This window comes from Enterococcus sp. 1001283B150225_161107_E12 (assembly GCF_015556925.1).
Classification (GTDB): domain Bacteria; phylum Bacillota; class Bacilli; order Lactobacillales; family Enterococcaceae; genus Enterococcus_B; species Enterococcus_B mundtii.
The window spans coordinates 93,984-120,929 of record NZ_JADNNI010000007.1; the positions used below are offsets into that span (position 1 = coordinate 93,984).

Annotated in this window: 23 protein-coding genes; 20 read left to right on the forward strand and 3 right to left on the reverse strand. The window is 38.2% G+C overall.

Annotation, left to right across the window (positions count from 1 at the left end):
• Positions 1 to 71: 71 nt before the first annotated feature.
• Positions 72 to 1,271 (reverse strand): enolase C-terminal domain-like protein, encoded by a 1,200-nt coding sequence (locus tag I2F89_RS07475; protein ID WP_074801564.1) that lies wholly within the window; start codon positions 1,269 to 1,271, stop codon positions 72 to 74.
• 273 nt (positions 1,272 to 1,544) lie between these two features.
• Between I2F89_RS07475 and I2F89_RS07480 the strand changes: the two genes are divergently transcribed.
• The 4 genes from I2F89_RS07480 to I2F89_RS07495 all read left to right on the forward strand — a co-directional run bounded on the left by I2F89_RS07480 (position 1,545) and on the right by I2F89_RS07495 (position 5,293).
• A complete protein-coding gene (locus I2F89_RS07480) occupies positions 1,545 to 3,374 on the forward strand; it encodes a glucose PTS transporter subunit IIA (protein WP_074801562.1) in 1,830 nt (609 codons plus the stop codon).
• Positions 3,375 to 3,617: 243 nt separating this feature from the next.
• Positions 3,618 to 4,028: a hypothetical protein gene (locus tag I2F89_RS07485; protein ID WP_161642541.1), complete on the forward strand. Its 411-nt coding sequence runs from the start codon at positions 3,618 to 3,620 to the stop codon at positions 4,026 to 4,028.
• A 241-nt stretch (positions 4,029 to 4,269) separates the two neighbouring features.
• Positions 4,270 to 4,551: a hypothetical protein gene (locus I2F89_RS07490; RefSeq protein ID WP_074801558.1), complete on the forward strand. Its 282-nt coding sequence runs from the start codon at positions 4,270 to 4,272 to the stop codon at positions 4,549 to 4,551.
• Positions 4,552 to 4,615: 64 nt separating this feature from the next.
• Positions 4,616 to 5,293, forward strand: a complete 678-nt coding sequence (locus tag I2F89_RS07495) for a hypothetical protein (RefSeq protein WP_074801555.1) — start codon at positions 4,616 to 4,618, stop codon at positions 5,291 to 5,293.
• Between the two features lie 275 nt (positions 5,294 to 5,568).
• Here I2F89_RS07495 and I2F89_RS07500 read toward each other — a convergent pair whose 3' ends face one another.
• Positions 5,569 to 5,925, reverse strand: a complete 357-nt coding sequence (locus I2F89_RS07500) for a winged helix-turn-helix transcriptional regulator (protein ID WP_074801552.1) — start codon at positions 5,923 to 5,925, stop codon at positions 5,569 to 5,571.
• A gap of 204 nt (positions 5,926 to 6,129) precedes the next feature.
• Here I2F89_RS07500 and I2F89_RS07505 point away from each other — a divergent pair, with 204 nt between their 5' ends.
• The 3 genes from I2F89_RS07505 (at position 6,130) to I2F89_RS07515 (ending at position 9,072) form a co-directional block, all read left to right on the forward strand.
• Positions 6,130 to 7,269, forward strand: coding sequence for an S-(hydroxymethyl)glutathione dehydrogenase/class III alcohol dehydrogenase (locus tag I2F89_RS07505; RefSeq protein WP_195514027.1), 1,140 nt, complete (start codon positions 6,130 to 6,132; stop codon positions 7,267 to 7,269).
• Positions 7,250 to 8,092, forward strand: a complete 843-nt coding sequence (gene fghA / locus I2F89_RS07510; protein ID WP_195514028.1) for an S-formylglutathione hydrolase — start codon at positions 7,250 to 7,252, stop codon at positions 8,090 to 8,092. Before I2F89_RS07505 ends, fghA begins: the two co-directional genes overlap by 20 nt.
• A gap of 383 nt (positions 8,093 to 8,475) precedes the next feature.
• Positions 8,476 to 9,072 carry a YitT family protein gene (locus tag I2F89_RS07515; protein ID WP_195514030.1) on the forward strand — a complete coding sequence of 199 codons (597 nt, stop codon included), beginning with the start codon at positions 8,476 to 8,478 and terminating at the stop codon, positions 9,070 to 9,072.
• Between the two features lie 28 nt (positions 9,073 to 9,100).
• Here the strand turns inward: I2F89_RS07515 and I2F89_RS07520 are convergent, their stop codons facing one another.
• Positions 9,101 to 9,301, reverse strand: a complete 201-nt coding sequence (locus I2F89_RS07520; protein WP_219908721.1) for a hypothetical protein — start codon at positions 9,299 to 9,301, stop codon at positions 9,101 to 9,103.
• 629 nt (positions 9,302 to 9,930) lie between these two features.
• Between I2F89_RS07520 and I2F89_RS07525 the strand changes: the two genes are divergently transcribed.
• The 13 genes from I2F89_RS07525 to I2F89_RS07585 all read left to right on the forward strand — a co-directional run bounded on the left by I2F89_RS07525 (position 9,931) and on the right by I2F89_RS07585 (position 26,909).
• Positions 9,931 to 11,673, forward strand: a complete 1,743-nt coding sequence (locus I2F89_RS07525; RefSeq protein WP_324250207.1) for an ABC transporter ATP-binding protein — start codon at positions 9,931 to 9,933, stop codon at positions 11,671 to 11,673.
• On the forward strand, positions 11,654 to 13,486 hold the full coding sequence (locus tag I2F89_RS07530; RefSeq protein WP_195514035.1) for an ABC transporter ATP-binding protein: 1,833 nt from the start codon (positions 11,654 to 11,656) through the stop codon (positions 13,484 to 13,486). The genes I2F89_RS07525 and I2F89_RS07530 overlap by 20 nt, the downstream gene beginning before the upstream one ends.
• A gap of 192 nt (positions 13,487 to 13,678) precedes the next feature.
• The gene (locus tag I2F89_RS07535; protein ID WP_195514037.1) at positions 13,679 to 14,629 is read left to right on the forward strand and encodes an Rgg/GadR/MutR family transcriptional regulator; all 951 of its coding nucleotides are present in this window, start codon (positions 13,679 to 13,681) and stop codon (positions 14,627 to 14,629) included.
• Between the two features lie 609 nt (positions 14,630 to 15,238).
• On the forward strand, positions 15,239 to 17,350 hold the full coding sequence (locus I2F89_RS07540; protein WP_195514039.1) for a BspA family leucine-rich repeat surface protein: 2,112 nt from the start codon (positions 15,239 to 15,241) through the stop codon (positions 17,348 to 17,350).
• A 53-nt stretch (positions 17,351 to 17,403) separates the two neighbouring features.
• On the forward strand, positions 17,404 to 17,904 hold the full coding sequence (locus I2F89_RS07545; RefSeq protein ID WP_074802040.1) for a hypothetical protein: 501 nt from the start codon (positions 17,404 to 17,406) through the stop codon (positions 17,902 to 17,904).
• 38 nt (positions 17,905 to 17,942) lie between these two features.
• Positions 17,943 to 18,320, forward strand: coding sequence for an LPXTG cell wall anchor domain-containing protein (locus I2F89_RS07550; RefSeq protein ID WP_195514041.1), 378 nt, complete (start codon positions 17,943 to 17,945; stop codon positions 18,318 to 18,320).
• Positions 18,321 to 18,701: 381 nt separating this feature from the next.
• On the forward strand, positions 18,702 to 19,292 hold the full coding sequence (locus I2F89_RS07555; protein WP_195514043.1) for a hypothetical protein: 591 nt from the start codon (positions 18,702 to 18,704) through the stop codon (positions 19,290 to 19,292).
• Between the two features lie 170 nt (positions 19,293 to 19,462).
• The gene (locus tag I2F89_RS07560; protein ID WP_143073271.1) at positions 19,463 to 20,491 is read left to right on the forward strand and encodes a hypothetical protein; all 1,029 of its coding nucleotides are present in this window, start codon (positions 19,463 to 19,465) and stop codon (positions 20,489 to 20,491) included.
• Positions 20,492 to 21,126: 635 nt separating this feature from the next.
• A complete protein-coding gene (locus tag I2F89_RS07565) occupies positions 21,127 to 22,602 on the forward strand; it encodes a helix-turn-helix domain-containing protein (RefSeq protein ID WP_195514124.1) in 1,476 nt (491 codons plus the stop codon).
• A gap of 267 nt (positions 22,603 to 22,869) precedes the next feature.
• A complete protein-coding gene (locus I2F89_RS07570) occupies positions 22,870 to 25,341 on the forward strand; it encodes a BspA family leucine-rich repeat surface protein (RefSeq protein ID WP_195514045.1) in 2,472 nt (823 codons plus the stop codon).
• 31 nt (positions 25,342 to 25,372) lie between these two features.
• Positions 25,373 to 25,891, forward strand: a complete 519-nt coding sequence (locus I2F89_RS07575; protein ID WP_195514047.1) for a hypothetical protein — start codon at positions 25,373 to 25,375, stop codon at positions 25,889 to 25,891.
• A gap of 26 nt (positions 25,892 to 25,917) precedes the next feature.
• Positions 25,918 to 26,499 (forward strand): hypothetical protein, encoded by a 582-nt coding sequence (locus tag I2F89_RS07580; protein ID WP_195514049.1) that lies wholly within the window; start codon positions 25,918 to 25,920, stop codon positions 26,497 to 26,499.
• Positions 26,500 to 26,540: 41 nt separating this feature from the next.
• Positions 26,541 to 26,909: a hypothetical protein gene (locus tag I2F89_RS07585; protein ID WP_074802050.1), complete on the forward strand. Its 369-nt coding sequence runs from the start codon at positions 26,541 to 26,543 to the stop codon at positions 26,907 to 26,909.
• Positions 26,910 to 26,946: the final 37 nt, after the last annotated feature.

Sequence of the window (26,946 nt, forward strand, 5' to 3'; positions counted from 1 at the left end):
ATAATAGGTATACAGCGGAACCAAAAAAAGCTATCCTTACATGTTTTGTGTAAGGATAGCTTTTTTGGGAATTACGGTGTCACGATCGTGCCGTCTGGTGTACGGCTTTGTGTCCATTCGTGTGGTCGATAGACAACTGGAAATTCTGCCGCCTGTTCTTCATTGAATGTGACACCGATCCCACTTTGTTCGATCGGGTAGAAAAAGCCTTTTTTTGGTGTGGGGATATTTCCGAAAAGTTGTTTCGTATTTTCAGGAATATCGATGTTTTCTTGGATCGCCGCATTGTGCAAGTGGATGTTCAAATGCGTATTCACTGCTAAGCCGATTGGTGTGATATCAGATGGCGTATGCCAAGCGATTCGTATCCCCATCGCTTCGCAAAAGTGTGCCAATTTCAAGGCAGGAGTGATCCCGCCGATTTGTGAGACATGGGCACGCATATAGTCGATTTGGCGATTGCGAACTAATTCTTTCCATTCCATTGGATTATTGAACAATTCCCCAGTAGCAATCGGAGTCGTTGATTGACTTCGCAATTGAGCCAACCATTCATTTTGGTTTGGGGGTAGAATATCTTCTAAAAAGAAAAGATTGTACTTTTCTGCTTTTTTTGCAAAACGGATCGCTTGATTAGGATGCAAGCGTTCGTGAACATCATGTAACATTTGGAAACGATCGCCATATTTGTTTTGGATATGTTCAAACATGGATAGCGTAGTAGACATGTATTCTTCTTGATCGAAATAAGAGCCAGCAAGTGGTTGTTCAGGTGTTGCTAAATTCGTTGGATTTCCCCCATAAAAACCTAATTGACAACGAATATAGCGATACCCTTGTGCGAGAAATGTTTCGATTTCACGATCGAGGTCCTCTAGATTATCTGCGACAGCATGCGTATACGCAGGAATTGCTGTTCGAGCTTTTCCGCCGAATAACTGATACAATGGCATATCAGCGATTTTCCCTTTGATATCCCAGAGCGCCATATCGACACCTGAAATGGCGTTATTTGTGATTGGCCCATTCCGCCAGTAAGAATTGACATTCATGACTTGCCAAAGGTCTTCGATTTGATTCGCATCGCGTCCAATCAGTAAAGGTTTTAAGTATTCTTCAACTACGGTCTGGACAGCCAAAGGACGGAATTGGAAAGTGCCGCAACCAAAACCGGTCACGCCTTTATCTGTTTCAACTTTTACGACTAACAAGTTGTGACGATCTGGTTTGATTGCGTAACTTTTTATATTTGTAATGATCGTTGGTGTCATTTTTTTCACTCCAATATACATAAATATGAATCATGTGCATCCTCATTGAAACATGGGGAAGAACATCCTGTCAATTTGGTCTAATAAAAACATCTAAACCAACTAAAAATCAGTCCAATTTTACGTCACTATTTTTTAAAACGTTGATATTAAAGCTTTTTTTATGGTTATTTACTAAAAAGGACTGGTTTTACAAGTGGCGTTCCACATGCTACTATTTGGGTGAAAGCGGAAACAGGAATTATTGTTTGATGAGAATAAGGGGGAGAACAAGTGAAGCATGAAGAAATAGCAAAACAAATCATACAACATGTGGGTGGAGCAAGTAATATCAACAACGCTTGGCATTGTATGACACGATTACGGTTTGATTTAAAAGATGAGAAAAAAGTGGATTATGCTGCGTTGGAAAAAACACCTAAAGTGGTGGGGACAAAATATCAAAGCGAACAACTGCAAGTTGTGATCGGTACAGAAGTCGCTGACTATTTTGCACCAATTGCGAAAGAATTAGGGTTAGATGAAACAAGTGAACGAAGTGAAGGAGAGAAAAAAGGAGTCGTATCCTTATTTATGGATACTGTTTCCGGTGTATTTGGTCCGATCGTACCAGCAATTGCTGGGGCAGGAATGATCAAGGGTTTGATGGCCGGTTTAGTGGCATTGAATGTCATTTCGAATCAGACGGATACGTATTTGATCATTGATATGATTGCGAGTGGCGTATTTACTTTCTTGCCATTTTTCGTTGCTGCTTCTGCCGCTCGGATCTTCAAAACGAATCCATATTTAGCGATTGCGATCGCTGCAACTTTACAATTTCCCACCATGACGACAGCGGTTGCTGAAGGTTCGATCTCTGCTTTCCAACTGTTTGGTATCATTCCAGTTCCTGTCTTTAATTATGCAGGAACAGTTATCCCGATCATTTTTGCGGTATTAGCACTCAGCTACATTTATCGTTGGGTGGATAAGCTGTTGCCACAAGTGTTACGGACGGTGTTCACACCAACCATTTCCCTGTTTGTTGCAGGATTATTGACACTAACAGTGATTGGTCCAATCAGTATTCATTTAGGTAACCTCTTAGCAGCTGGTGTGGCATGGTTATTCTCAATCTCGCCAGTGTTAGCTGGTATCGTGGTCGGTGCGATCCGTCCAATTGCAATCTTTACTGGATTGCATCATGCGATGACCCCAATTGCCTTACAAAATTTTGCGAATCAAGGCTATGACATGTTGATGCCGATGATGTTTATGGCAAACATGGCGATCACTGGGGCGACAGCGGCTATTTACTTGAAAGTGAAATCAAAAGAAGAAAAATCATTGGTTCTATCTTCTGCTGTTTCTGGTCTATTAGGAATCACTGAACCTGCACTTTTCGGGATCTTATCAAAATACAAGAAAGCGTTTATGGCAGCAACGATCGGTAGCTCGATCGCTTCAGCGTTTATCAGTTTCTTCGGTGTTCGGATCTACGGCTATATTTTATCAAGTATTTTTAGCTTACCCGCCTATATTGGTCAGTATTTTGTGTTTGCGGTACTTGGGATAGTGATTGCCTTGGTTTCCTCTTTTGCGATCACTTATTTCTTAGTACCAAATGAACAAGCAGAAGATACTGAGTACACGAACGAAGTGAATCTACACGCTGTGGCTAAAGGGGAATATATTCCTTTAGAAGATGTGCCAGATGAAGTTTTTTCAACGAAAATGATGGGGGATGGTTTTGCAATCGAGTCAATCGATGGCGCCATCTTTGCACCGGTCAGCGGAAAAGTCACTACGATTTTCCCTTCCAAACATGCGTTAGGAATCAAAACAAATAATGGCGTAGAAGTCTTAGTCCATATGGGAATTGATACTGTCAACTTGAATGGGGCAGGATTCGATGTACTTGTAAAGGTCGGTGATCAGGTGACAGTGGACACCAAAATTGCTCAAATGGATTTGCCGTATATCCATAGTCAAGGGAAAAAGAGCATGGTCATCGTTGTGATCACGAACATGGATCGTGTGTCGAAATTTTCAGGTGAACGAAACTTAGAAGGGCAGCACCAAGCTGGAGCGCTCTTGGAACGCGCTTTGTTGAATGGATAAATGAACGAGTAACAAAAAACACACGTAGCCTTTAAAGGTTGCAGTGATCCTCAAAAGTTAGATTTTTTTGGTCTAACTTTTGGGGGTTGCTACACCTTTGAAGGTGGGCGTGTGTTTTTTTGATTTCTAAATGAAATCAAAAGTTGGATGGATGATTTTTATTTGCTTGACAGATGATGAAATGATTTAATCAATAGAGATGAGAGAGTAGCAGAAAATTCCTAGGAGAAAAGAGGAGAACAAATGGAACATAGAATTAAATTGTTCACTAATAATATCCAATTAGAAGAAGTTTCGTACAAAGAAACTGCCAATACTTCTATCCATCTATGTGGTACCTTTCTAATAGATTCAGAAACAGACTGGGTATTTCGTATGGAAGATTATAATCCGACTTATCTGGTACAGGTAATCGATGAGCAACATACTGAAACAAATAGCATACATGTAGAAAATAAAAATAATTTTACTTGTGTATCCTCGAAAAAATTAGTTTTTGATTTTTCAGAAGAATGGGTAGGGACAGTTTTGAAAATAATAAAAGCGAAAAATTTATATTTTTCTGAAACGAAGTTATTTAAAATAACTTTAAATGTTATTGATTTGTTAAAAAAAGAAAAAGTTGAAGTTGGTCATATTTATATAAGTATTTGAATGTAGTCTGTATCATTCGTATATTTGTCCTTTATTTCTTGTCTATTTACGTTTTTTTGCTATTTTTTTATTGGCGGTAAGTGATATTTTAAATGGATAAAAGTTTGGATATGAGTGGAATGGCTTATTTACGCTTGTTAAACTATCTCAGGTTGTTTTATTTGATGTTTTTTTAAAAATAAATTAATCTTATTTTAAGAAGCGGTAAGCGCTTTTTAAATAATCTTAGGAGGAGATATGTATGACTGGAATTGACGGAGGGATCACTATCCCAGAATCGCCAACAATTACTGATGAACACAAGAAGCTGGTAGAAGAAGCTCGTAAAACGCTAATGGACAGTAGTAAAGCAATACCTTTTGCACTATTAGGCACACAAGTAGTTACTGGGACAAACTATTGGATCTTGTGCAAAGTCAACATGTTAGGCCCAACTCAGAATGAAAAATTAGTGACTTACAAAATCAACAAAAATTTACAAGATGAAGTGACACTTTTGGAAGCGGTGACATTTGAATTTTAAGTAAACGTACTTTCTAAGAAATCCATACTTTCAATGGAAAATTTGAGAATAGGAGCCTATAACAATGGATAAATCGAACGAAATGCTCATGTTGGATATCATGGATGACGGAATATTAGAAAATTTTCAAGTAAAAGACCGATTAGTTAATTCATCGATTCATACGGAAGAGTTAAGAGAAATCCATGTTCAGCGAGGAAAAGGAAAGTTGGTACAGGGTGGTGCACGAATTTCACGTGGTGTAACTGGTAGTCTAACAGTCGATATCAAAGTTCATACGATCAGTCAGGAAAATTTTAAAGAAATTGTTAATCAAGTCACAAGGAACTACAAATCGGAACACCATGAAGAACTAGAACAACATTCAAGGCAAAACACAAGCCGTACTAGTTGGTTGTTAGGCTTGTTTGGGGTAGCTAGTGGAAATAGTTATGATAACTATCAGAATCAAAAATCATTTACTGCTTCTCTCGAAGACACTGTTCTTCGTAATTCAGTCAAAGAGATTTTTAATAAAGCAGAAGAAGAGTGCACGGTCACAGGTTCGTTCACAATGGTTGGTATGGGAACAGAAACAACAGCAACTGTTTTTGCAGAAATCATGGTGATTGAATCTGCAGATAGAAAAGAAAAAATCCAAATCGTGAGTGATCGAGCGACAGTTGGAGATATCAATACAGGGTCAGGAGCAAATGTTCGTTTAGAATCCGATGATCACCTAGATATTGTTTCGTTTATGTAGGTCGGGAAAACACAAACATGTATAAATAACTAGGGATTCATTGTCAATAACTCTGTAAATTTTTTCATGTAGAATAGAGATTTCCTAACTATCTTTTGCTCGTTGGGATAAAACGATAAGTAGGCGCAACACTTTTGATTATTAAGCTTCCCCATAGAGTCGATAAGGAATTTCCCTCGTTCCAAATATCAGCTTTATGGGGAGTTTTGTTTTCAGTGAAAAATTCATCGATTTGATAAAACAATCAATAGTCATTGATGATTTAAATAAGAAAATCAATCTACTGTGTCAGGTGAAAGATCAGCAACGACTTCATAATAATGATCGCCCCAATCGCAGATATGTTGGACGATCGTTGAGAGTTCGCGCCCGATCTCGGTCAATTGATACTCTACTTTTGGCGGGACTACGGGATAGACTTTACGTGTGAGTAAATGATCGCTTTCTAATTCTCTTAATTGGCGAATCAACATGCGTTGGTTGATGTCTGGTAACATTTTCTCAATCTCACTTAATCGTAAAATCGGTTGTTGTAAAAAACACCAAATCAAGACGATCTTGTATTTTCCACTAAGGACGTGCATGGCTAAATCTTTCGTATTGGTAAACTCTTTTTCATGGTATTGATACATAAAGGACCTCACTTTGATTTATTTATTCGACAGCAATAGTTGCTATTATACAAATCTCACCAATGGAAGTAAAGAAATTGAGGATACTGACAAGTTTGTCAGTTTTGTTTCTCAACACAGCCTATGATACGATGAAGTGGAAAGATTGCGGATTCGCTCAATAACTAAGAACCAGACGAGCGGAATAAGAAAGAAGGAAGAAAAATGAAAAGTAGAGCTGCCGTAGCATTTGAACCAGGAAAACCGTTAGAAATCGTTGAAATCGATGTTGCTGATCCTAAACCGACGGAAGTCATGGTAAAAATTTTGTACACTTCTGTCTGTCATACAGATGCGTTTACCTTATCAGGGGAAGATCCAGAAGGTGTTTTTCCTGCGGTCTTAGGTCATGAAGGCGCCGGTATCGTTGTTAAAGTTGGGGATGATGTGTCTTCTGTTGAAGTGGGGGACCATGTGATTCCATTGTATACACCTGAATGTGGGAAGTGTGAGTTTTGCTTGTCAGGAAAAACCAATCTATGCTCTGCTGTCCGTGAAACGCAAGGAAAAGGTCTAATGCCAGATGGTACGACCCGTTTTTCTTATAAAGGCGAACCGATTTATCACTATATGGGTACGAGTACGTTTAGTGAGTATACTGTCGTCAATGAAATCAATTTGGTGAAAATCACAGAGGATGCTCCTCTAGATACCGTTCCTCTATTAGGCTGTGGTGTAACAACAGGATTAGGCGCCGTGGAAAACACTGCAAAAGTCGAAGAAGGTGCTGTCACAGCTGTCTTTGGACTAGGAGCGATTGGTTTAGCAGTAATCCAAGGCTTGAAAAAAGCCAATGCTAAACGAATTATTGCAATCGATATGAACTCTGAAAAATGGCCGTTAGCTAAAAAAATGGGCGCAACGGATTTTGTTGATCCTAAAACACACGATCGTCCGATCCAAGAAGTCATCGTAGAAATGACCCAAGGTGGCGTAGATTATAGTTTTGAGTGTATTGGCAATGTGGAAGTGATGCGTTCCGCGCTTGAAGCATGTCACAAAGGCTGGGGCGAAAGTATCATTATCGGTGTAGCCGGAGCTGGAAAAGAAATCCACACGCGTCCGTTCCAACTAGTGACTGGTCGTGTCTGGCGTGGTTCGGCTTTTGGCGGTGTCAAAGGGCGAAGCCAATTGCCAGGTATGGTGGAAGATTACTTGAACGGTGGAATCGATTTAGATTCATTCATCACCCATCGTTTGGATTTTACACAAATCAATGAATCACTTGAATTATTGCATCGTGGTGAATCGATTCGCACCATGCTTACTTATGGAGGTGACACGGATGGAACTACAGAAAATTGAAACACATCGGTCGTTTGGCGGGCAACAAATCAAATACCGTCACCTGTCAGAAACGCTACATTGTGAGATGACATTCAGCGTGTATTTACCAGAAACGACCGTTGAAAACCAAGAAATCCCACTCATTTGGTGGTTAGCTGGTTTAACAAGTACAGATGATAACTTCAGTATCAAAGGGGGATTCCAACGCTATGCAGCAGAACAGCAAATCGCCTTCGTCATGCCGGACACATCGCCTCGGGGAGATGTTGCTGACAGTGAAGATTGGGATCTCGGTCAAGGGGCCGGCTTTTACTTGAATGCCACACAAGAACCTTGGAAGAAAGACTTCCAAATGTACGACTACCTTACGAAAGAGCTGACTGAGATCATCTACTCCTTGATCCCAAATCTTTCTGGAAAAGAAAGTATCATGGGTCATTCCATGGGTGGGCATGGTTCGCTAGTGATTGGTCTGAAAAATCCAGCACGCTTTGCTTCAATCTCTGCTTTTGCACCAATTTCGAACCCCTCAAACGTACCATGGGGACAAAAAGCATTCACCGCTTATCTAGGTGCTGACCAAGCGACATGGAGGGAATGGGATGCCACTGAGCTGATCAAAAAAGAAACAACCAGTCAACCGCCTATCCTGATCACACAAGGAACGGCTGATCCATTCTATGAAGTCCAGCTCAATGAAGAAGCTTTTTTATCAGCAGCAGAATCAGCGAAACACGAAGTTTTCTACCAAAAAGAAGAAGGCTATGATCATAGCTACTTCACCATTGCTACATTTGTAGAACAACATATTGCTTTTCATGCAACCTATCTGAAACAGTGAAAAGATCATTGTAAGAAATGGAATATGAGTCAGATGAACGAGCAACTAACTGAAAAATCAGAAGAAGACAGAAAGATGCAACTTTAAGCAATAAGCAGTGAAACCTGAAATTTTTTTTGAGAGATACCTCTTTAGTTTGACTAGATCGTGCACAGAGCCACGAAAGCCAATTAGTGAAAGGAGTTCTGCCGGATACTAGTTTCAACTGTTTATAGCGGTGTAATTTTGTGAGTCAAAATTAAAAAATAAAATTAACAGGTTTACTTTTTAAAATAGATGTGTTAACTTAATTAAAGTTTCGGAGGATCCAAAGGGATTAGATAAGAATATTCTTATCTAATCCCTTTTTGTGTTCTTACATTAAAAAAGATTAGGAGGCGCATATGAAAAATCTATTCAAATATTTAACGATTACTTTGGGGCTGTTGATACTATCAATTAGTATCAATATGTTTTTTGGCCCACATTATATTGCTGCTGGAGGAACGAGTGGTCTAGGAATATTACTTGAATACCTTGTTCGAGTAGATCGTTCACTCGTCGTGCTAGCATTAAATTCAGTTATGTTGCTACTAGCAATCATTTATTTAGGTAAACAAGTATTTATGAAAGTTTTATATGGTAGTTTAGTTCTACCGTTATTGTTAACCTATGTACCTAAAATAATGTTTACTGAAAATAAAATTTTATCGATCGTTTTGGGGAGTCTAATTTTTTCTGTAGGTATGTCCATTGTTTATTCACAAAATTCTTCTAGTGGAGGAACGTCCATTCCACCGATAATTTTAAAAAAATATTTCAATATAAAACTCTCTACAGGCTTGTTTTTCATAGATGGTATAGTCATACTGCTAAATTGGAGTATTTTTGGTTTTGATCAATTTTTACTTGCCTTGACTTCAAATATTCTAGTTTTTCTAACGATGAACCTATTCTCTAAGATATCCTATAAATCTATTGAGAATAGACAAACTTCTTAGAGGTAGATAGTTTAGTTATTCTTGGAGTTTAGGAGATACTGTAACGCTCTTTGACAATTTCGAGTGGCTCACCAAAGCGTTCAGCGATTTCCGGAAGGCTCAACCCTTGCGCATATAGACGATTGAAGACACCTTGAATGCTTTCTGAAACTTCAACGATATGTTTATCGTAGTCGTAAAAACGAAACACTTTTTGTCCCCAGTCATAGGTCAATGTATCGTGGATCACTTCGATTTCTGAATCAAAAGTAGCTTATGAGAAATGAATATAAAAATCAAAGAGACAAATAGAGATGGAGTCCATTTTAACGGCACGAATGAGTGTATTTTCTAAGAAAAAAATATGTATGATTATGACCAAGGAAGACAGTAAAAACCTAGGATAGATACCACAGTGATCTCTGGTTCTTATCCTAGGTTTTTGACTATTTTAACTAGTATCGAGTTTTTTAGTTTTAAGATCGGTTTACGTAAATGGATCGATAATAATTGAATCACGTAGGAGATAATACCTACTTCTTTCTTTACAGTAAGCCAATTTGTAGGGAAAACGATTATTTTTATTTTGTCATCAACACTAGATATTATAGAAGCGAAAAGCTGTAATAAGTATCTATAAGAGCTTGTCACATTTTTTTCTTTTTATCCTATAAACAGTTTTCTAGTTGTGCATTCCTTCATTTCTATTTCAACATTTTCTTCTAAAAACCTCCCATCTATGCCCTTTCCTCTCCACGTGAAAAAACATGTTGAATAACCGTTGACTCTCCTATTATGGGAGACTGTATACTTATTTTTGTACTATTACACAAGAAGAAAAAAAGGTTTGAAAATGAAAGAAGTAAAGGAGAGATCAACGTGCTAAAACTATTTAAAACGGCACATTTAAGTAAATTGAAGGTAGGTTTATTACTACTTTTCATCACACTACAAATGTTGGGAACATTATATTTACCTACCTTGACGGCTAATATCATCAATGAAGGTGTGGTCATGCAAGATATGGATTATGTCCAAACGACGGGGGTTATTATGTTGGGGGTTGCGATACTGACAGGTATTTTTTCTATTTTAGCCACGTATTACTCAGCTGAGATTGCGACGACTTTTTCTAAAAATATCCGCGATCGTTTGTTCAAGCATACACAACAGTTATCGTATCAAGATTTCAAGCATTTTAGCGGTTCTTCGTTGATCACACGAGCAACTAATGATATCGAGCAGTTGCAGTCGACGATCAGCATGTTTTTTGAAACGATGATTCCTGCGCCTTTTGTAATGATCGTTGGATTGATATTGGCTTACATACGAGATGGTTATATGGCGTTGATCATTTTGATCACAGCTATTCTGTTCACGATTGTCTTCGGCTGGGTCACTTTGAAGATTTTTCCCCTTTTTGAGAAAACACAAGTGGGATTGGATAAAATCAATGGGATCGTCGGACAATATTTGTCAGGTATTCGAGTGGTGAGAGCCTTCAATCGGACAAAACTTGAGAAGGAACGTATGGATGCTTCGTTTGTTGATTTTGCGAATTTAAATATCAAAATCAATCGACTGTTTGCAGTGATGATGCCGATCGTGATGTTGGTCATGTCCCTTTCTACAGTGGCAATCATGTGGTTTGGTGCGATGAGAGTGGATTCAGGAAACATGGCGATCGGTGATATCATGGCGATCATTGAGTATGCAATGAATATCTTGATGTATCTATTGATGGCTGTTTTTTCAGCAATCAATTTGCCAAGAGCAAAAGTATGTGCCAATCGTATTCTTGAAGTTTTAGATTATCGACCTGAAATCACTGACGGTGGGGCGCATTTGAATGGTCATTATGATGTACGCTTAGAATTTAAAAATGTCAGCTTTTCTTATCGTGATGCGGAAAGTCCAGTATTGCAAAATATTGATTTTGTTTGTGAGAAAGGAACGACAACGGCAATCATTGGTGGAACAGGCTCTGGGAAAAGTACGGTGGCGAAATTGATTCCACGGTTGTTAGAAGCTTCGGGTGGCGAAATTATCTTAAATGGTATGGATGTCAAAGACCTATCACAAGAAGAGTTGCGTAGCAAAATTGGGTTTGTCCCACAAAAAGCTTTCTTATTCAGTGGAACGATCGCTGATAATTTAAAGCATGGTCATCCACAAGCTTCATTAAAAGATATGGAACAGGCAGCCACGATTGCTCAAGCAGAAAGTTTTATCAATGAGCTTCCAGAAAAATATGAATCAAACGTTGTGCAAGGTGGGAAAAACTTCTCTGGTGGTCAACGACAGCGGTTGTCAATTGCACGGATGATCATGAAAAAACCAGCAATCTATGTTTTCGATGATAGTTTTTCTGCATTGGATTATCAAACAGATGCTGCATTGAGACGCTCGTTGAAAGAAGTCACAAAGAAATCAGTGATGGTCGTTATTGCACAACGAATCACTTCAATAAAAGAGGCGGATCAAATCATCGTTTTAGATGAAGGGAAGGTTGTTGGAAAAGGAATACACAGAGAGTTATTAGAAAATTGCAGTGCCTATTTTGAGATCGCAAAATCTCAGCTGAGTGAGGAGGAGCTAGCAAATGAGCTCAGAGAACAATAATACGTATGATGTCATGGATGGCGGAGGAGGAATCTCGGTCGATCATGCGAAAAATAGTAAAAAAACGTTATGGCGCATGATCAAAGCATTGGCACCACAAAAATGGCTAATGCTGATTGCTTTTCTATTTGCTACTTTAGGTGTGCTGCTGAATCTATGGGCACCCAACATATTTGCTGATGCGATCAATATCATCTTTGAAGGTGTGGCGTTGTCATTTAGCGAGGGTACAGCGATTTCGATCGATTTTGGACGGTTATCTGAAGTTATTTTACTGTTGATAGGGGTTTATCTTTTCAGTTCGATCTTCTCCTATTTTCAAGAGTATGCGATGGCTTCAGTATCTCAAAAATTAGTGTTGTCTTTGAGGGAACAGGTCAGTGAAAAGTTAACAAAGGTTCCTTTGAAGTTCTATGATACCAATCAAAAAGGACAGATTTTAAGTCGTGTCACCAATGATTTAGAGCGTGTGAATGAAATTTTAAGGGATGCGATCATGCGCTTATTCACCTCAGCAATCACCATTGTTGGAGCAGTCATTTTGATGCTTCGCATTGATCGAACGTTGACGTTGATTGGCGTTGGAGCAATAGTGATCGGGTTAGTCATCACCATGCTTGTGGGGATAAAAAGTAATAAGATTTTTACAGATCGTCAACGTTCTGTTGGGATTTTTAATACCAAGATTGAAGAATATTTTTCAGGACAGGTAGAAATCAAGGCATTTAATTTAGAACATGAAGTCATCGGACAAACAAAAAATTCGATTGATCAGTTGTATCGAGATGATAAGAAAGCACAATTCATCATGTTTGCAATCATGCCGATCATCCGATTATTCAACCAAATCGGTTATGTCATGATTGCTGGATTAGGAGCTATCTTTGTTATCCGTGGTCGCATCTCTATTGGTCAAATCTTATCTTTTTTCCAGTATATCCAGATGTCCCAAGAGCCTTTGACTGAAGCTTCATTTTTATTCAACTCCCTACAATCTGCTATTGCTTCCGCGGAACGAGTGTTTGAGATCATCGATGAAGAGGAAATGGAAAAAGATAGTCAAGTAAACAGTAGGATCAAAGCACCAAAAGGGAATATCTCTTTTGAGAATGTTCAATTTGGCTATGGGAAAGAACTATTGATGGATGGAGTGGATTTTGAAGTAAAAGCTGGGCAAAAGGTGGCGATTGTTGGCCCAACTGGTGCTGGGAAAACAACGTTGATCAATTTGTTGATGCGGTTTTATGAGACAACTTCCGGATCGATCAAAGTGGATGGCGTGGACACAAAAAAAATGAGTCGCCATTATCTACGTTCGTTGTTTGGAATGGTTCTTCAAGATTCATGGATGTTTGAAGGAACAGTCAGTGAGAATATTGCTTATGGGCGTCATCGTGCCTCGAAATCTGAGATCGTAGATGCCGCAAGAATGGCACGAGCGGATCATTTTATTCGAACGTTACCTAATGGCTACGATACAGTCATGAATGATGAGAATGCCTCTTTATCTCAAGGGGAAAAACAGCTGCTGTGTATTGCACGAGCAATATTGACCAATCCGCCAATCCTGTTATTGGATGAAGCGACATCGAGTATTGATACGAGAACAGAATTAGAGATCCAAAAAGCGATGGATCATCTGATGAAAGGGAAGACTAGTTTCGTTATTGCTCATCGTCTTTCGACAATTAAAAATGCCGATGTGATTTTAGTCATGAAAGAAGGAAATGTTGTTGAGGTTGGTAATCATGAAACGTTATTACAAAAAGACGGTATGTATAGTGAACTATACAATAGCCAGTTTGCCTCGTAGAAATGAAAATGAAGCTGTCATTTACAAAAATTGAATTTTGTAGATGATAGCTTTTTATTGTCTAGTCATTGCTTTAGAACATATATATTTGTGTTTTTTAGCTAAATTAACTGTATCTTACTATTAACTTTATAATATAATAGGATGAGATTATGGTGAGTTTTGAATTAAAATATTTTAAGAGGTGTGTAGATGAAAAATTATGGAGAGACCGTTAAAACGATACGCAAAGCGAAAGGAATGCTACTAAAAGAATTAGTGGATGAACAACTATCTATTTCTTTGCTATCTCAATTTGAAAATGGTCGGCTATCTATTTCTTGTGAAAGGTTCCATCTTATATTATCAAAGTTAGAAGTGAAATTTGAAGAATTTATTGTGTTACATTCTGAAAGTCCACATTCACCATTGCACGTGGAAATTAGTAAGTATATGCGCGCAGCAAATGTGACTTCATTAAAGGAATTAGAAAAACTACAAACGAACTACCAAGAATTACTAACCTACTATCACAATAATTATTCATTGGAGCTGGATCACTTTTTGCAATTGATCCGTTTCAATTATGAGACAAAAAAATCTTTTTTCAATGGCGTTTCGATGCTTGATGCCAGTTCGACACACAGTCATCTTCTTGATTCAGCAAAACAATATTTAGCTGATACTACTACATGGGGAGTGTATGAATTAAAATTATTTTCTCGCATCGCCGTTTCGATGGAACCTGAACTTTTATGGCAGTATGTAAAAATGGCAAATGATAAAAGTGAACGATTTGAAAAAGTACCAGACAACAAAGATATTTTGTACCAAACGTTTATCACCATTTTTTCCGTTTTTTGTTTATTCGGTGAAGCGGACTATGCAACGAAACTTTTTGATCTTTGGAAAAGCCGTGTCATTAGAGAGGAACATATTGAACAGGCTGTTCTTTTACCATTTTATGAGGGGTGCTTAGCACAGTTGAAACACGACAAGGAGCAAGCAATTGAACTGATGGATCGCACCTTAACGACATTAGAGAATCTAGGTTTATCAAAGATCGCACATGATTATGCAGAATTAAAGAAAGTCGTGTTAGTCTTGGGATTCGTTACGGTCATTATTATCGATCCATTGTTTGAGGACTTAATGAACGCTTAAAATCTCGTGTACTCGAACGTTTTTATTTGGAAATTATTCATTCGATTAAATTAGAAGATAGCTGATATTACGATAGAAAAAGCCTTCAGATCATTCATTGGTCGGAAGGTTTTTTTGATTCAATCCTCGGATAAATGATAAAAAATCAAAAAAAAAATAAATAAAAAAACGAACATCATTTTATGTTGTTTGTAATGATTCTAAAGATAAAACAACCATCAAAAAATTCTATGGTTGTTGTGATGGATTTCCACGTTCTATTCTTAATCATTTATCCTTGCTAAAATAATATTCGAAAACTTCTTTTTCAGTATTCTAAAAAAAAAATCAGGTTAAAAATTAAGCAACTGAAATTAAATAACATTTAATCGGTAAAAAAAGTATAAAGGTGATAATTTTAACATGATTAGTACAGATTTTTTTCTGGATCGAGTTAAAATTATAAATAGATTAAAATATAATGTGATGCTACACTTTGTGTATCAACAAAGCGCTTTGTTGTGGTTTTTTTTATTGGTAAATATACCAAACATATTTCTACAGAAAAATAAATCATCTTAATCAATCATCAAATACTATTGGGGTAACAGTTGGAGGAGGGTAAAAATCGTGACGAATAAGTCTATTTTAAAAAAACGTTCATTGATTACATTGACAACGAGTATGATGCTATTTTTACCAGTTGGACAAGTACTAGCAATCGATACTCACACGCCAGATGTTCAATCAGATGGATTAGTGAATGATCAGTTAGTGACTACTAATGAATCAATTGATATAGAAGAATCAACAGTAGCATCCGAGAGTCATCAGGAAACAACTTTGGAAGCAAATCAGGAGGAGGACGAAGGGAATCAAGCAGATGTCTTACCAGTTCAAGAAGCAAGACCAGTAGTGGATCAGCCAGAAATGGAAGAAGAGGGGGCTGATGCACCTAGCGAAATGGGAAAAATCGCACTCCCGCCTGGGATCAATGCGGTATATACAGGTCAAGTTGGTACGATTCCTTGGGTGATTGATGATACGAGGACACTGACATTAGGATCTGGTATTTTTGATGAAGTGAACGATCCCGTAGGAAATTATGAGCAAGATGCTTACTTTAATGCACCCCATTTAGCTGCGTTTATTAATCGCATCGTTTTAACAGGAGACATTCAACTAGTTGGCTCTCAACGTGGAACGAATAATTATAGTGATCAAGGTGGTTGGGGAGAACTCGGAGGACGTGGTCGTACGCGAGGTTTTTTTGAAGGGATGCAACAAGTTCAACGTGTTGAGGGGATGCATCATCTTGATACAAGTAATCTGACAGACATGAGTTACATGTTTCATTATTTATCATTAGTTACTGAACTAGACATCACCTCTCTTGATACAAGTAATGTTACATCAATGATGAGCACATTTTCTGGAATGAGAAGGGTCAATCAACTGGATTTTTCTAACTTTGATACGAGTAACGTAGTAAACATGGCGGGTATGTTTCAGTATACAGACACACTTACCGAACTAGATCTATCCAGTTTTAATACAAGTAATGTCACAGATATGAGCTATATGTTTATTTTCATGTTGTCCCTGAAGAACTTGAATATTTCTAGTTTTGATACGAGTAATGTGGCAAGTATGACGCAAATGTTTAGTGAGTTAGATAATCTATCGATACTAGATCTTAGTCATTTTGATACGAGTAATGTAACCGATATGATGGGGATGTTCATGAATGCTTCGGCACTAACAGAACTCGATTTATCCAATTTTGATACGAGTAAGGTAACGCATATGCAATTGATGTTTTCAGGTTGTGCCAATTTAAGAGAACTTGATCTAGCAAATTTTGATTCGAGAAGCACAGCAGTGTCTACCTTGATGTTTCGCGATGCACCTTTACAAAAATTGACGTTAGGAACGGGTTTCCAATTTCCTGCCAATCATGGGCTGGCTGAACTTGGAGAGACAGATACACATTTTCCTTTCTGGCGAAATGTTGGTGCAGGAACATCTGAACGCCCGCGTGGCACGCATGTGTTATCGAGTGCAGATTTAGCAACAACGTATGATGGAGCGACTATGGCTGATACATGGGTATGGCAACCGCGGATCTTCTCAAGCCTTACTATTGGAATGGAAGGTCAAGGAACTGTTTCCCAAGATGTCGCAAGTGTTGAGAGTGGTCAAATAATCGATATCAACGCAACAGCTGATGCTGGCTGGCGATTTTCTCATTGGCGTATCGAAAGCGGCGAAGGGACGATTGCAGATGAGAAAGAATCCACGACTACTTTTATGATGGGAGAAGAGCACACTAAATTGGTAGCAGTTTTTGAAGACTTGGGGGAGTTACTATCTGTAAGAATCCCAATATCTGCCGTTTTCAACACTACTTCTTCATCAAACCATCGACAAATCATTTCACCGGACTATGAGATCGGGAATGAATCTCCGTTTGCTATTTCAGTTGATGTAGTCGCACCCACAGAGCTTGAGAACATGGACATCGTTGAAGCATTGAATATAGTGGGGGACGGGAAAGAAAATTTACTGATCCATCATGGTAGTAGCTATCAAACGGAGGCATTTCGATTATTCGATTTAGCGATTGAAGAAGCTAATACTTTCACATTTACAGGTGCAGCTGAAAAATTACCTGAAGGGAGCAGCCATGCAACACCAACTTTCAACCTAGTTCTACGATTCGGGGCAAATCTGTCACATTAGTTCATATTAAGCGAATGGAGCAATAATCTTATCAGAGAAATGGAGAAAGATGAATGGCAAAGAAAAATCAAAAGAAATGGATCGCTTTGGGGTTGCTTCTCTTGGTCATTGGGGGTGTCTTTTTATATTTCAATAATCAAGAAAACGAGCCTGTACCAACCGTCAGTGCAGAGTTGTTACCAGGTTTGAGAGATGCAAGCGACATTGAAATGGCGGAACGAGCGCAAGAGATTGCAGATGCCAATTATTTCACTTTGCAAATTGCCCCTTTTGCTGTGTTTGAGAATGGGGAATCAGAAGGGACGATCGAGATCGTCAATCCGGGGACCAATGTGTATCCGATCGCGGTCGATCTCTTTTTAGCGGAGACAGAAGAAGTGATTTATTCTTCTGGATCGATTCATCCGAATCAACAAATTGTTGGTGCAAAACTAGAGAAACCACTTGAAAAAGGGGAATATCAAGCCATTGCCCGCATCAATATCTATGATCCAGAAACGAATGAACGACAAGGAGTGACAGAAGCAGAGATTGTCATCACGATCAACAATTAAAAACGTTAAATGATCATCTAAAGAAAGGAGGTACATTCATGCGTAAAGTGACACAACTTTTATTGATTGTAGGAGTTATCTTTCTAACAAGTGCTAGCTACGCTGTTCATGCCTCAGAAAACCAATCATTTTTCAAGCGAGTGGAAGGGCAAATCGGTAGTACGCGCACACCACAAGAACCAGGTACGGGAACAAATACCGGACCAGGGGCAGGTAATGGAACAAGCGGAAATAATAGAGATGTTTTAGTCGTAGACACATCAAAACTACCGAATCGAACACAGAGTAAGCCGGGTTTACTTGCAAACTTACCGAAAACCGGCAGTGAAGGAAATTTATGGATACAGTTAGCTGGAATTCTTTTGATTTTACTAAGTAGCCGATTCCTTTTACTGAAAAAAGAGGAACAAGTTTAAAGACCATCGGAATATTTATAAGAATCATGCAATTTGAACACAATGAACAAGAATCATCGTCTGTATCAACTAGCAGCTTCTATCAAATTCGAGATCGTATGATCCAGCTGGATCATAGCGAATAAACGAAGTGAAGTAGCCACCCGCAACGGTTTGTTTTTTTTGCTGGAACATTTATTTGGATCAACAGCCCAGCCTATATCCACCACAAATACCAAAACTCAGTAAATGTTGGTCAAAATAAAATCACTTTTCCTTAGCTGGATAGAAGAAGTCGAAAGTATTGGATAAGATCATCTGAATTGGAAGTGGCTGCTAGCTGATGCGAACGATGATTTCTTGTTTGCCAATCAATCAATAGAACATGGAGGAGAAAATTTGATGAAGAAGTATACGAAGTTATTCGGAACAGTTGCAATGATGGGCACGTTATTAGGTGCAGGTGCTGCTTCTGTCGCAGCCACTACATTTAATGGACAGGCAGATGGAAATATTCCAGTTACAGGTCGTGTTGGTTTAGATAATACCGTCGATCCTGGTGTCAATCCACCAACAAATCCAGATGAAATGATCAACGTAACTGTGCCAACATCGGCGATCTTTTTTACAACCGGTGCATCCGGGCATACCGCGGTTGAATCACCAAGCTACACTGTAACAAATAATTCAGCGTGGGACGTGAATATCAATATCACTGATTTAGCAAATCCAACGAACTTAGATAGTTTATCAGTGTTAGAATTAGCTGTAGTGGGTCAGAATACGACGATTCCAATCGTGACAAATGGAACGGCACTAAGTAATCCAGCAGCATTCATGTCATTGACAAAAAATACAGCTGAAGGTGGAACAGCCCCTGTTGGGACTTTTGGTTTTACAGGAACAGCGATTCCTAATACAAATACGTCAGATGTGATCGTTCCAACGTTTGATATGGTGTTACAATTCCAAGCGGTTGTGCCGACGCCATAATCATCATAGATAACTAGGAAAAAAACGTTTACTCAAATAAATGACTAAAAGATAAGCCATCATCCTCAAAAGTTTGACGAATGATTTTTAAGGAGAGGGCTTATTTTTTGTCACTATTCATTGATAAAGAAGAATCGCCTACTTTTACGTATACAGGAGGAATGAATCAAATGAAAAAAAGAAGCTTCGTCAACATTTTTGTAACGATTTTATTTGCTATTACATTCAGTACTTTTTTTAGTGTCGTCGTACAGGCAGATGAATCACTTTTTAAGCCAAATACTGACCGAGTAGGTGTCTGGTGGTGGGATACGAGTAATTTGAGTTTAGCGCATAGTGAAAGTTATTTAGACTATGCAAAGAACAATGGGATAACAGAGATTTATTTGAATCAAACCAGGTTAAGCGAGGTAAATCCGAGTAACACTTTTGGTCCTTCTGGAACGCTTAATGTAGTTATCCCCACACAAAATTTTATTCAAGCGGCGAGTGACAGGGGGATTAAAGTCTATTTGCTCCTTAGTAATCATGGAACTTGGCTAGACAATCCTAATCGTTTTCATCAATTGATGAAAGGGTATTTAGCGTATCAAAATGTAGCAAAAGATGCACAGTTTGCTGGTGTACATTTGAATGTTGAACCGAATCAATTAAGAGATGGAGCGGGAGATCGTTATTGGGATAAAGGATATGACGTACAAGCAAGAATGATGCAACAGTTGATTGATTTTGCAGTTGATGCAACGGATGCATATGGAGATTACACGACCTTTGACTGGTCGACTGGAATGTGGTGGGATCGTGAACGATATCCAGTAACGTATCGCGGCAAAGAAACGCTACTTTACCGAGCAATGATCGAAGAAGCCAATACGACAGTAGTGATGTCTTTTAGAACGACAGCAAATGCAATTGCAGAGGCTTCTAAAAAACATTTAGCATATGCACGAAATGTTGGGAAACCAATCATTCTTTCAGGCACAGTTTTTTTATCTGGAGAGGAACCAGATAGAGCAGCTAACGCTCAGTTTATTGGATTTGGAAGAGACTATATGCATGCTGAATTGGCAAAGGTACCAGAGTATGCGCTGAAATGGGCAGATGAGGCAAATGGTGGAGCGTCGGAGAAGCAATTAGATGTGCATGTTGCCTTCCATGAAATGATGAGTTGGCGGCATTGGGCGAGAAGGGAGCAATAGTTCATTGAAATAGAACGTTCCATGTTGATCCCAATAAATTATTTACTCGGATAAGAAAAAATATTCAATATGTTTTTCTCCTACGTATTATCTGACGAAGGAGAAGACATGTTTTTTTATTTATTGGATTTGTTTTGTAAGGTACTAGAGCAAGGAAGACAAAAAACGATAATAGCAAATGGATTTTGAGGGAGATCAAGAACTTGGGTGTATGGATATTAAGCAAAAATACATAAATAAATTGTTATAAATAAGCTGGTTTTATGTAAGGGGTATCAGCTTTTTTGGATCATCCATGGTTAATAACTAATAAGATTGGCCAATTGGCAAAAATAGTCCTTTTTATTTAAAGAATGACTTTGTTGGTAACGCTGTTTATAACAGTAGGATTCATTTGGAATCCTGAAAAAATTATAAAAATGGGTACAAATGATCATTTAGAAAGCGTTGTGTAACTATTGAATAAATCATAACTACCATAAGGTTTAAGAAGCAAAATAGAACGTTAAGATCTGCCACTTTTATATTCGTTTTTTCTCTCAAGGAGAAACAATATAGTTTATCATTCCGATTGGTTGTGTTATTTATATGTAAGTATGAAGAAAAGTGTTCATTTAAAAAATGAGGTGGAAAACTTGAAAGACTTACAATTGGCATTTATCAGTAATCGGACGACTAGCCGTTTGTTTCGAATATTGAGTATGATTGAACGAAGACGATTGTTTACGATTGGAGAAGTGGCCGAAAAAATCCAAGTGACACAACGAACGATTGCCAATGATATCAAGTATATCAAAGACTATTTTGATGATTGTATCAGTTTAGAGTCAGGCAATAGTGGAATCCTTTTTGAAGAAAAAAAAACTTCGATATACCAAGAAAGAAAACAACAATTATTAGAAAATGAATGTTTATTTGAAATTATCGGCAATATTTTTTTAGGGGAATTGTCAAATATCGATGAACTTGCACATTTCTATCATTTTTCTGAGAGTACCTTTCGGCGATTATTGAACCGATCAACCGCAGTTTTAGAGAGTTATGGACTAGAGTGGGTATCTAATCCAGTGTCGATTGAAGGAAGAGAAGCAAATTTACGAAAATTCTTCAAGGATTTTTATTATGAAGGGGTAGAAACCCCCTATACGCTTGTTCCTGATATTGAATTACATGAATTGGTTTTAAAAAAATTAAGCAATAAATTGGGCCAAGATGAGGTTGGATCTGGAACTACGCCGGCAGCCTTTTATTATACATTTTTTATCGCAATCAAACGTGCAGGACTGGGTTTTTCTATAGAGATTCCTAGAAAATTGGCGAAATTAGCATACAAAGCAAAGAATTTCTCTCTCCTTCATTCTTTGAAAGAGGATATCAAGAAACTTTATAAGGTCGAATTATCAAAAGAAGAATTCGCTTGGATTTATTTAGTCACTATCTGTAAACGTACCCTAGACCATGAAGAATCAGAGAAAAAGTTTTATAAAGATTTTCATGAAGGCACAGAAATTTCTCAACTCACGAATCGATATCTAAAGGAATTTGATTTCCCCCAAAATATTGATCAAAAAATCACAACATTCTTACGTTCGTTTTTTCTCTCTAGAAAAATAAATGATTTGTTATCACCTGTATTAAATAAAGAGGCGATAGAGATAAAAAAAGCAGTTATACGCTCAGATAATGAGAATTATCAGCGGAATTTAGGTTTTTTAAAAAAAGAAAGGAAAAACTACTCTATTTCTTCAAAATACATGGAAGATATAAGTGTGAGTTTAACGATTTATAGTAATTTAATTTTCGATTTTTATTTACCAAGTAAAACAATTTACTTTCTTCTGGAAGGGGATCATTTTGTTTGTCAACAAATTATAACTCGTGTACGCCAACAATTTGGGAGTAAACATACATTAGTTTTTTTACCGCTTTATTATCTAGCAGAAGAAGTATTGAACGCCGCACATATTGATTTGATTGTGACAAACTACAATCGCTATCTTTTAGATTACATCATTGAGAGCGATTTTCTCTTGTTGAAAGCTGTTCCAGATGATCATGATTGGCAACGACTAGAAAGAAAAATAAATCCTTATCGTAAAACCTATAATTAATGTTTTTCTTACAGTTGCTAATAAAAATAGCGACTGTTTTTTTTCATTTATTTCAGACGTTAATGAAATAGATGATTTTATTTCATTAAAAAATCAATGTAATCTTAGTGAAGTAATAAACATGCAAATTGACTTACAGAATTTTTGGGAAAAGAGTTATCTTCGAGCCCACAAGAAATGACAGTTGATAAAAAGAATGTCTAAACGTTGCTCGCTATAAGTTTCTAATAAGAATAATGCAGTAGGTCAAATACTAGGAGGAGTGGTATGAACATAAATACAATTAGCCAAATCGTTGGAAAGTTATTATTGATCATGGCTTTGCTTTTGCACCATCTCCCGTTTCAACTCACTTATGCGGCTGATCAGTCAAGTTCTTCTGATAATCATGAAGTAACAGCGATTTCGGAACATCCAGAAAAGACAGAAGAATCAGAAGAATTAGAAAATAGTAAAGAGGGAAGTAATCGTACGACTGAGTATCGTTTAGAATTAGTTGCAAGTCCACCAGCTGGTGGTAATCCTAGACGAACTGATTCGTCAGGATCGAATGTGGTATGGCTCCAGGTAGGACAGAGCATGGGTAATATGCACGCGTTCCCCAATCCCGGTTACCGATTTTTACGATGGGAAGTCGTTTCAGGTCCAATATTCATATTTAGTCCAAATATCCCAGATCTTGCTGTAAGCCAAAATGGAGCTGGAAACTCTGTGATTCGTGCAGTCTATGAATCGGTTCCAGGTGGGAATATTACTGTAAAGCATGAAGATGAGGCAGGGAATCAATTAGCCAATCCTAGAGTGCTGACTGGGTTAGTTGATCAAACCTACACAACCGAAGCGTTAAGCATTAGTGGTTGGCAATTGAGCAAGACTCACGAAAATGCCTCTGGGACTTTTAGGGTTGAAGAACAAACGGTTGTCTATACTTACGAGCCTAAACAGAATCTATGGGGAACGGTCCCTTGGGAATATGAGAAGGGAACTGAAACAATCACATTATATGGTGGGGAAGCAGGCGCAGTAGCAGATGCACCTTGGAAAACCCATTCTTCAGTTAAGCAAATCATCGTGGAAGATCAAGTAATATTACCAAAAAATTCACGGGCTCTGTTTATAGACTTGCGAAATCTGGAAATAATCGAGAATATTGATAGAATGGATGTTTCAAATGTCGAAAACATGCAGATGATGTTTTCCGGTACATCAAATCTAAGAGAATTAGATTTACGTAATTGGGATACGTCAAATGTCACAGATATGGGTGGCATGTTCCAATCGGCAAGCTCAATCACAGAACTAGATTTAGGTAATTGGAATACCTCCGCTTTAGTTTCTACTGTGTATATGTTCAATGGTGCAACGTCTTTAACAAAATTAGATATCAGTAATTGGGATATAGCAAGAAGCATTTTTGTTTTAGCTATGTTTAATAATACACCTTTAAAGACAATCGTTCTGGGAGAAAAAACGGTTTTCCTAACCGCGTCATCAGTTGGTTCGACAAATTTGCCACAGATTGAAATAACTGATCAATATACAGGACGGTGGGTTTTAGAAGAAAGTTTAACGAGCGAAACGGGGGTTATCGCGTTTGAAAACTCAACCGAGTTTATGAATAACTATGATGGCACTTATCCAGGTACTTACATCTGGGAGCCAGTTCCGCCTGAACAACTCATTGCCAAACTGGACCCTGTGAGTGACCAATCTGTAGCGATTCACGGTCATGCCACAGAATCGGTGGATCATTTGACGATTACCTATAAAAACACAGAAGGAAATACGATTGTTCTTGAAAAAGATTCTCCTCGTATTGTCTGGGGAGACTATCAAGATAACCAACAGAAAGTTCGTTCCTTCCAAATCAATTTAGCAGAAATGGAACGTCTTGAAACGGAGTCAACGGTCGAAATCCAACTGTCAAAGCCTTCTGGGGATACAACTGGGGATGTGACAGAAGAGCAAACAGTCATCAAAGGTATTGATTATCGGAGCAATAACTTTACCTTAGATCGTTCTAAGATCAACGAGTTAGCTACTGTTGAAGCATTACATGCGCTCATTCTCCAAGAAAGTCGTGCGCAAGCAAGAAATATCTTATCTGAAGAAGACATGACCAATGATTTTCGCATCATTGAGACAGATCTTTCGTTAGATAGTAAAGAAGACGGAAGTTACTACGCTATTCTTGAAGTCGGCAATAAAGCATATCAGATGACGATCGGTATCGATCTGACCTCAAAAGTTGAACATTTGCGGGTAACGATCCCTGTCAAAATGATCTTTGAATCATTGTATGACGGAGAAGAATCGAACCGCCAGTTTGAGAGCCAAACCTATGAGATCCACAACCAATCTTCGGTAGCTGTCGATACGTATATCAACCAAGTTGCTATTGATGATCCTGCTGGAATCGTTCTTTTGAAAGAAGGGGAAGATCCACTTGACTATGTAGAAAGTGATGTGGAGGATCCTAGTTATGAGGATATTACGAAGCCATTGTTGCGCTTGAATATTCAAACTCCAGAGGTCAAAAAACAGTTATACGCAACGATGCCAGAGCAACATCTGATTCGTTTATCAGAAGGAGATCGTACACCCCTTTCCTTATCAGGAGATTTTTATGGGGATTATCCACGGTGGGTTGATAATCCTGAGATTGAGCAAGGAGGCTATTACGAGAACACGCTCGTGCCTAATTACCGAATCGTGTTAAGATTCGTCCCACGAATTTAAAGAAAAAATAGTTATCAAGGAGGTGAAGCCATTGGAGGAAACGAACCAAGCACAAAATAAGAATAAGCGTAAATGGCTCTTGTGGTTTTTACTATTTTCGTTGATTGCCGGTGGTCTTGCCTATTATTTCAATCAATCAAAAGATCAGGTGCCATTGATCAGTGCGGATCTTTTACCAGCAGTTGGTGATGCCTCTGATCAACGCTTGGCGGAACGTGCGCAAGAAGTAGCCGATGCCAATTATTTTACATTACAAATCAATCCAGAAGCCGTCTTTGAGAACGGACAGAGTGAAGGCTCGATCGAGATTGTCAATCCTGGGACGAATGTTTATCCGATTACAGTAGATATTTCTTTAATATCTAGTGACGAGCTGATTTATTCTTCTGGTGCCATCTATCCGAACCAATTCGTAGAAAATGTAAAATTGGAAAAACAACTAGCTAAAGGAGAGTATCCTGCTAAAGCCACCGTTAATATCTATGACCCTGAAACGAAAGAAAAACAAGGGGTCACTGAAGCGGAAGTAATGATTATTGTTAATAACTAAAATAAAAAGAAAATGAGAGAATTTAGATGAAAAAAATAGTAGCAGCACTTCTAAGTACAGCAACAATCGCAGGGATCATGGCAACTGGGACAATCGTAGGAGCAGAGCAAGTGATTGACGGGCGTGAAGGAGAGACGTCAGGAGACGTTCTTGTACGGGGGATCATCGGTGAATTCGATAATACGACACCTGGACCAAATCCTGAGGATTTGGATCAATGGATCAATGTGACGATTCCAACAACCGCCTTATTTTACACAACAAAAGCCTCAAATCATACCACAATTACGTCACCTGAACACACGATTACGAATAATTCTGCTGTTGGCGTGATTGCTTCAGTTTCTGATGTAGAGACGCCAGTGAATATGAAAGAAGTAGATTTATTGAGCGTAAATACGGTGGGGGCACCAAATGTGACGACAATTGATTTGTTTGAAGATGGCGAACCAACGATAACGGCATCAGAACTTTTCAGACTACAAGGAAATGATGGAGTGAATGCAGGGAAATTTGGATTCACTGGTAAAGCAACACCCGTGAATGCTTCAGCGGAATTAAACCCAACGTTTAAATTAGTTTTGAGTTTCTCACCTAACGTAGCATAAAAAAGAATCACTGAAATCCCAGAAAAGAAGGGATAAATCAAATGATAAAAAGAATGAAATTGTTTTATATTGCGAGTTTATTCCTCATTATCTCGAACGGTTTGCTGAATAAAGTAGTCGTCGCAGATACGATAACAGGACAAGTAACTGTTACCGGACGAATCGGGGAAGGCGCTAGTACAAAAGAAAAAGATGAAGCGATCAATGGATCACATGGAAACGAGGACAAAAACCACACCCTTGTCGCAGATATCTCACAACTAAAACAAGGGAATCTGCCAAAGACAAATGCTTTGAGTAGTCACCGTTTCTTGTGGCTGGGCTATTTGCTTGTGGTAGGCTGGCTTGTTCTCGCAATCTTAAAGAATCAGCGTTCGTGTGACAACGATCCGAAAAAAAATAGTTACTAAAAAAACCAATAGGTGCCTTTCAGTGAAAGGTACTTAT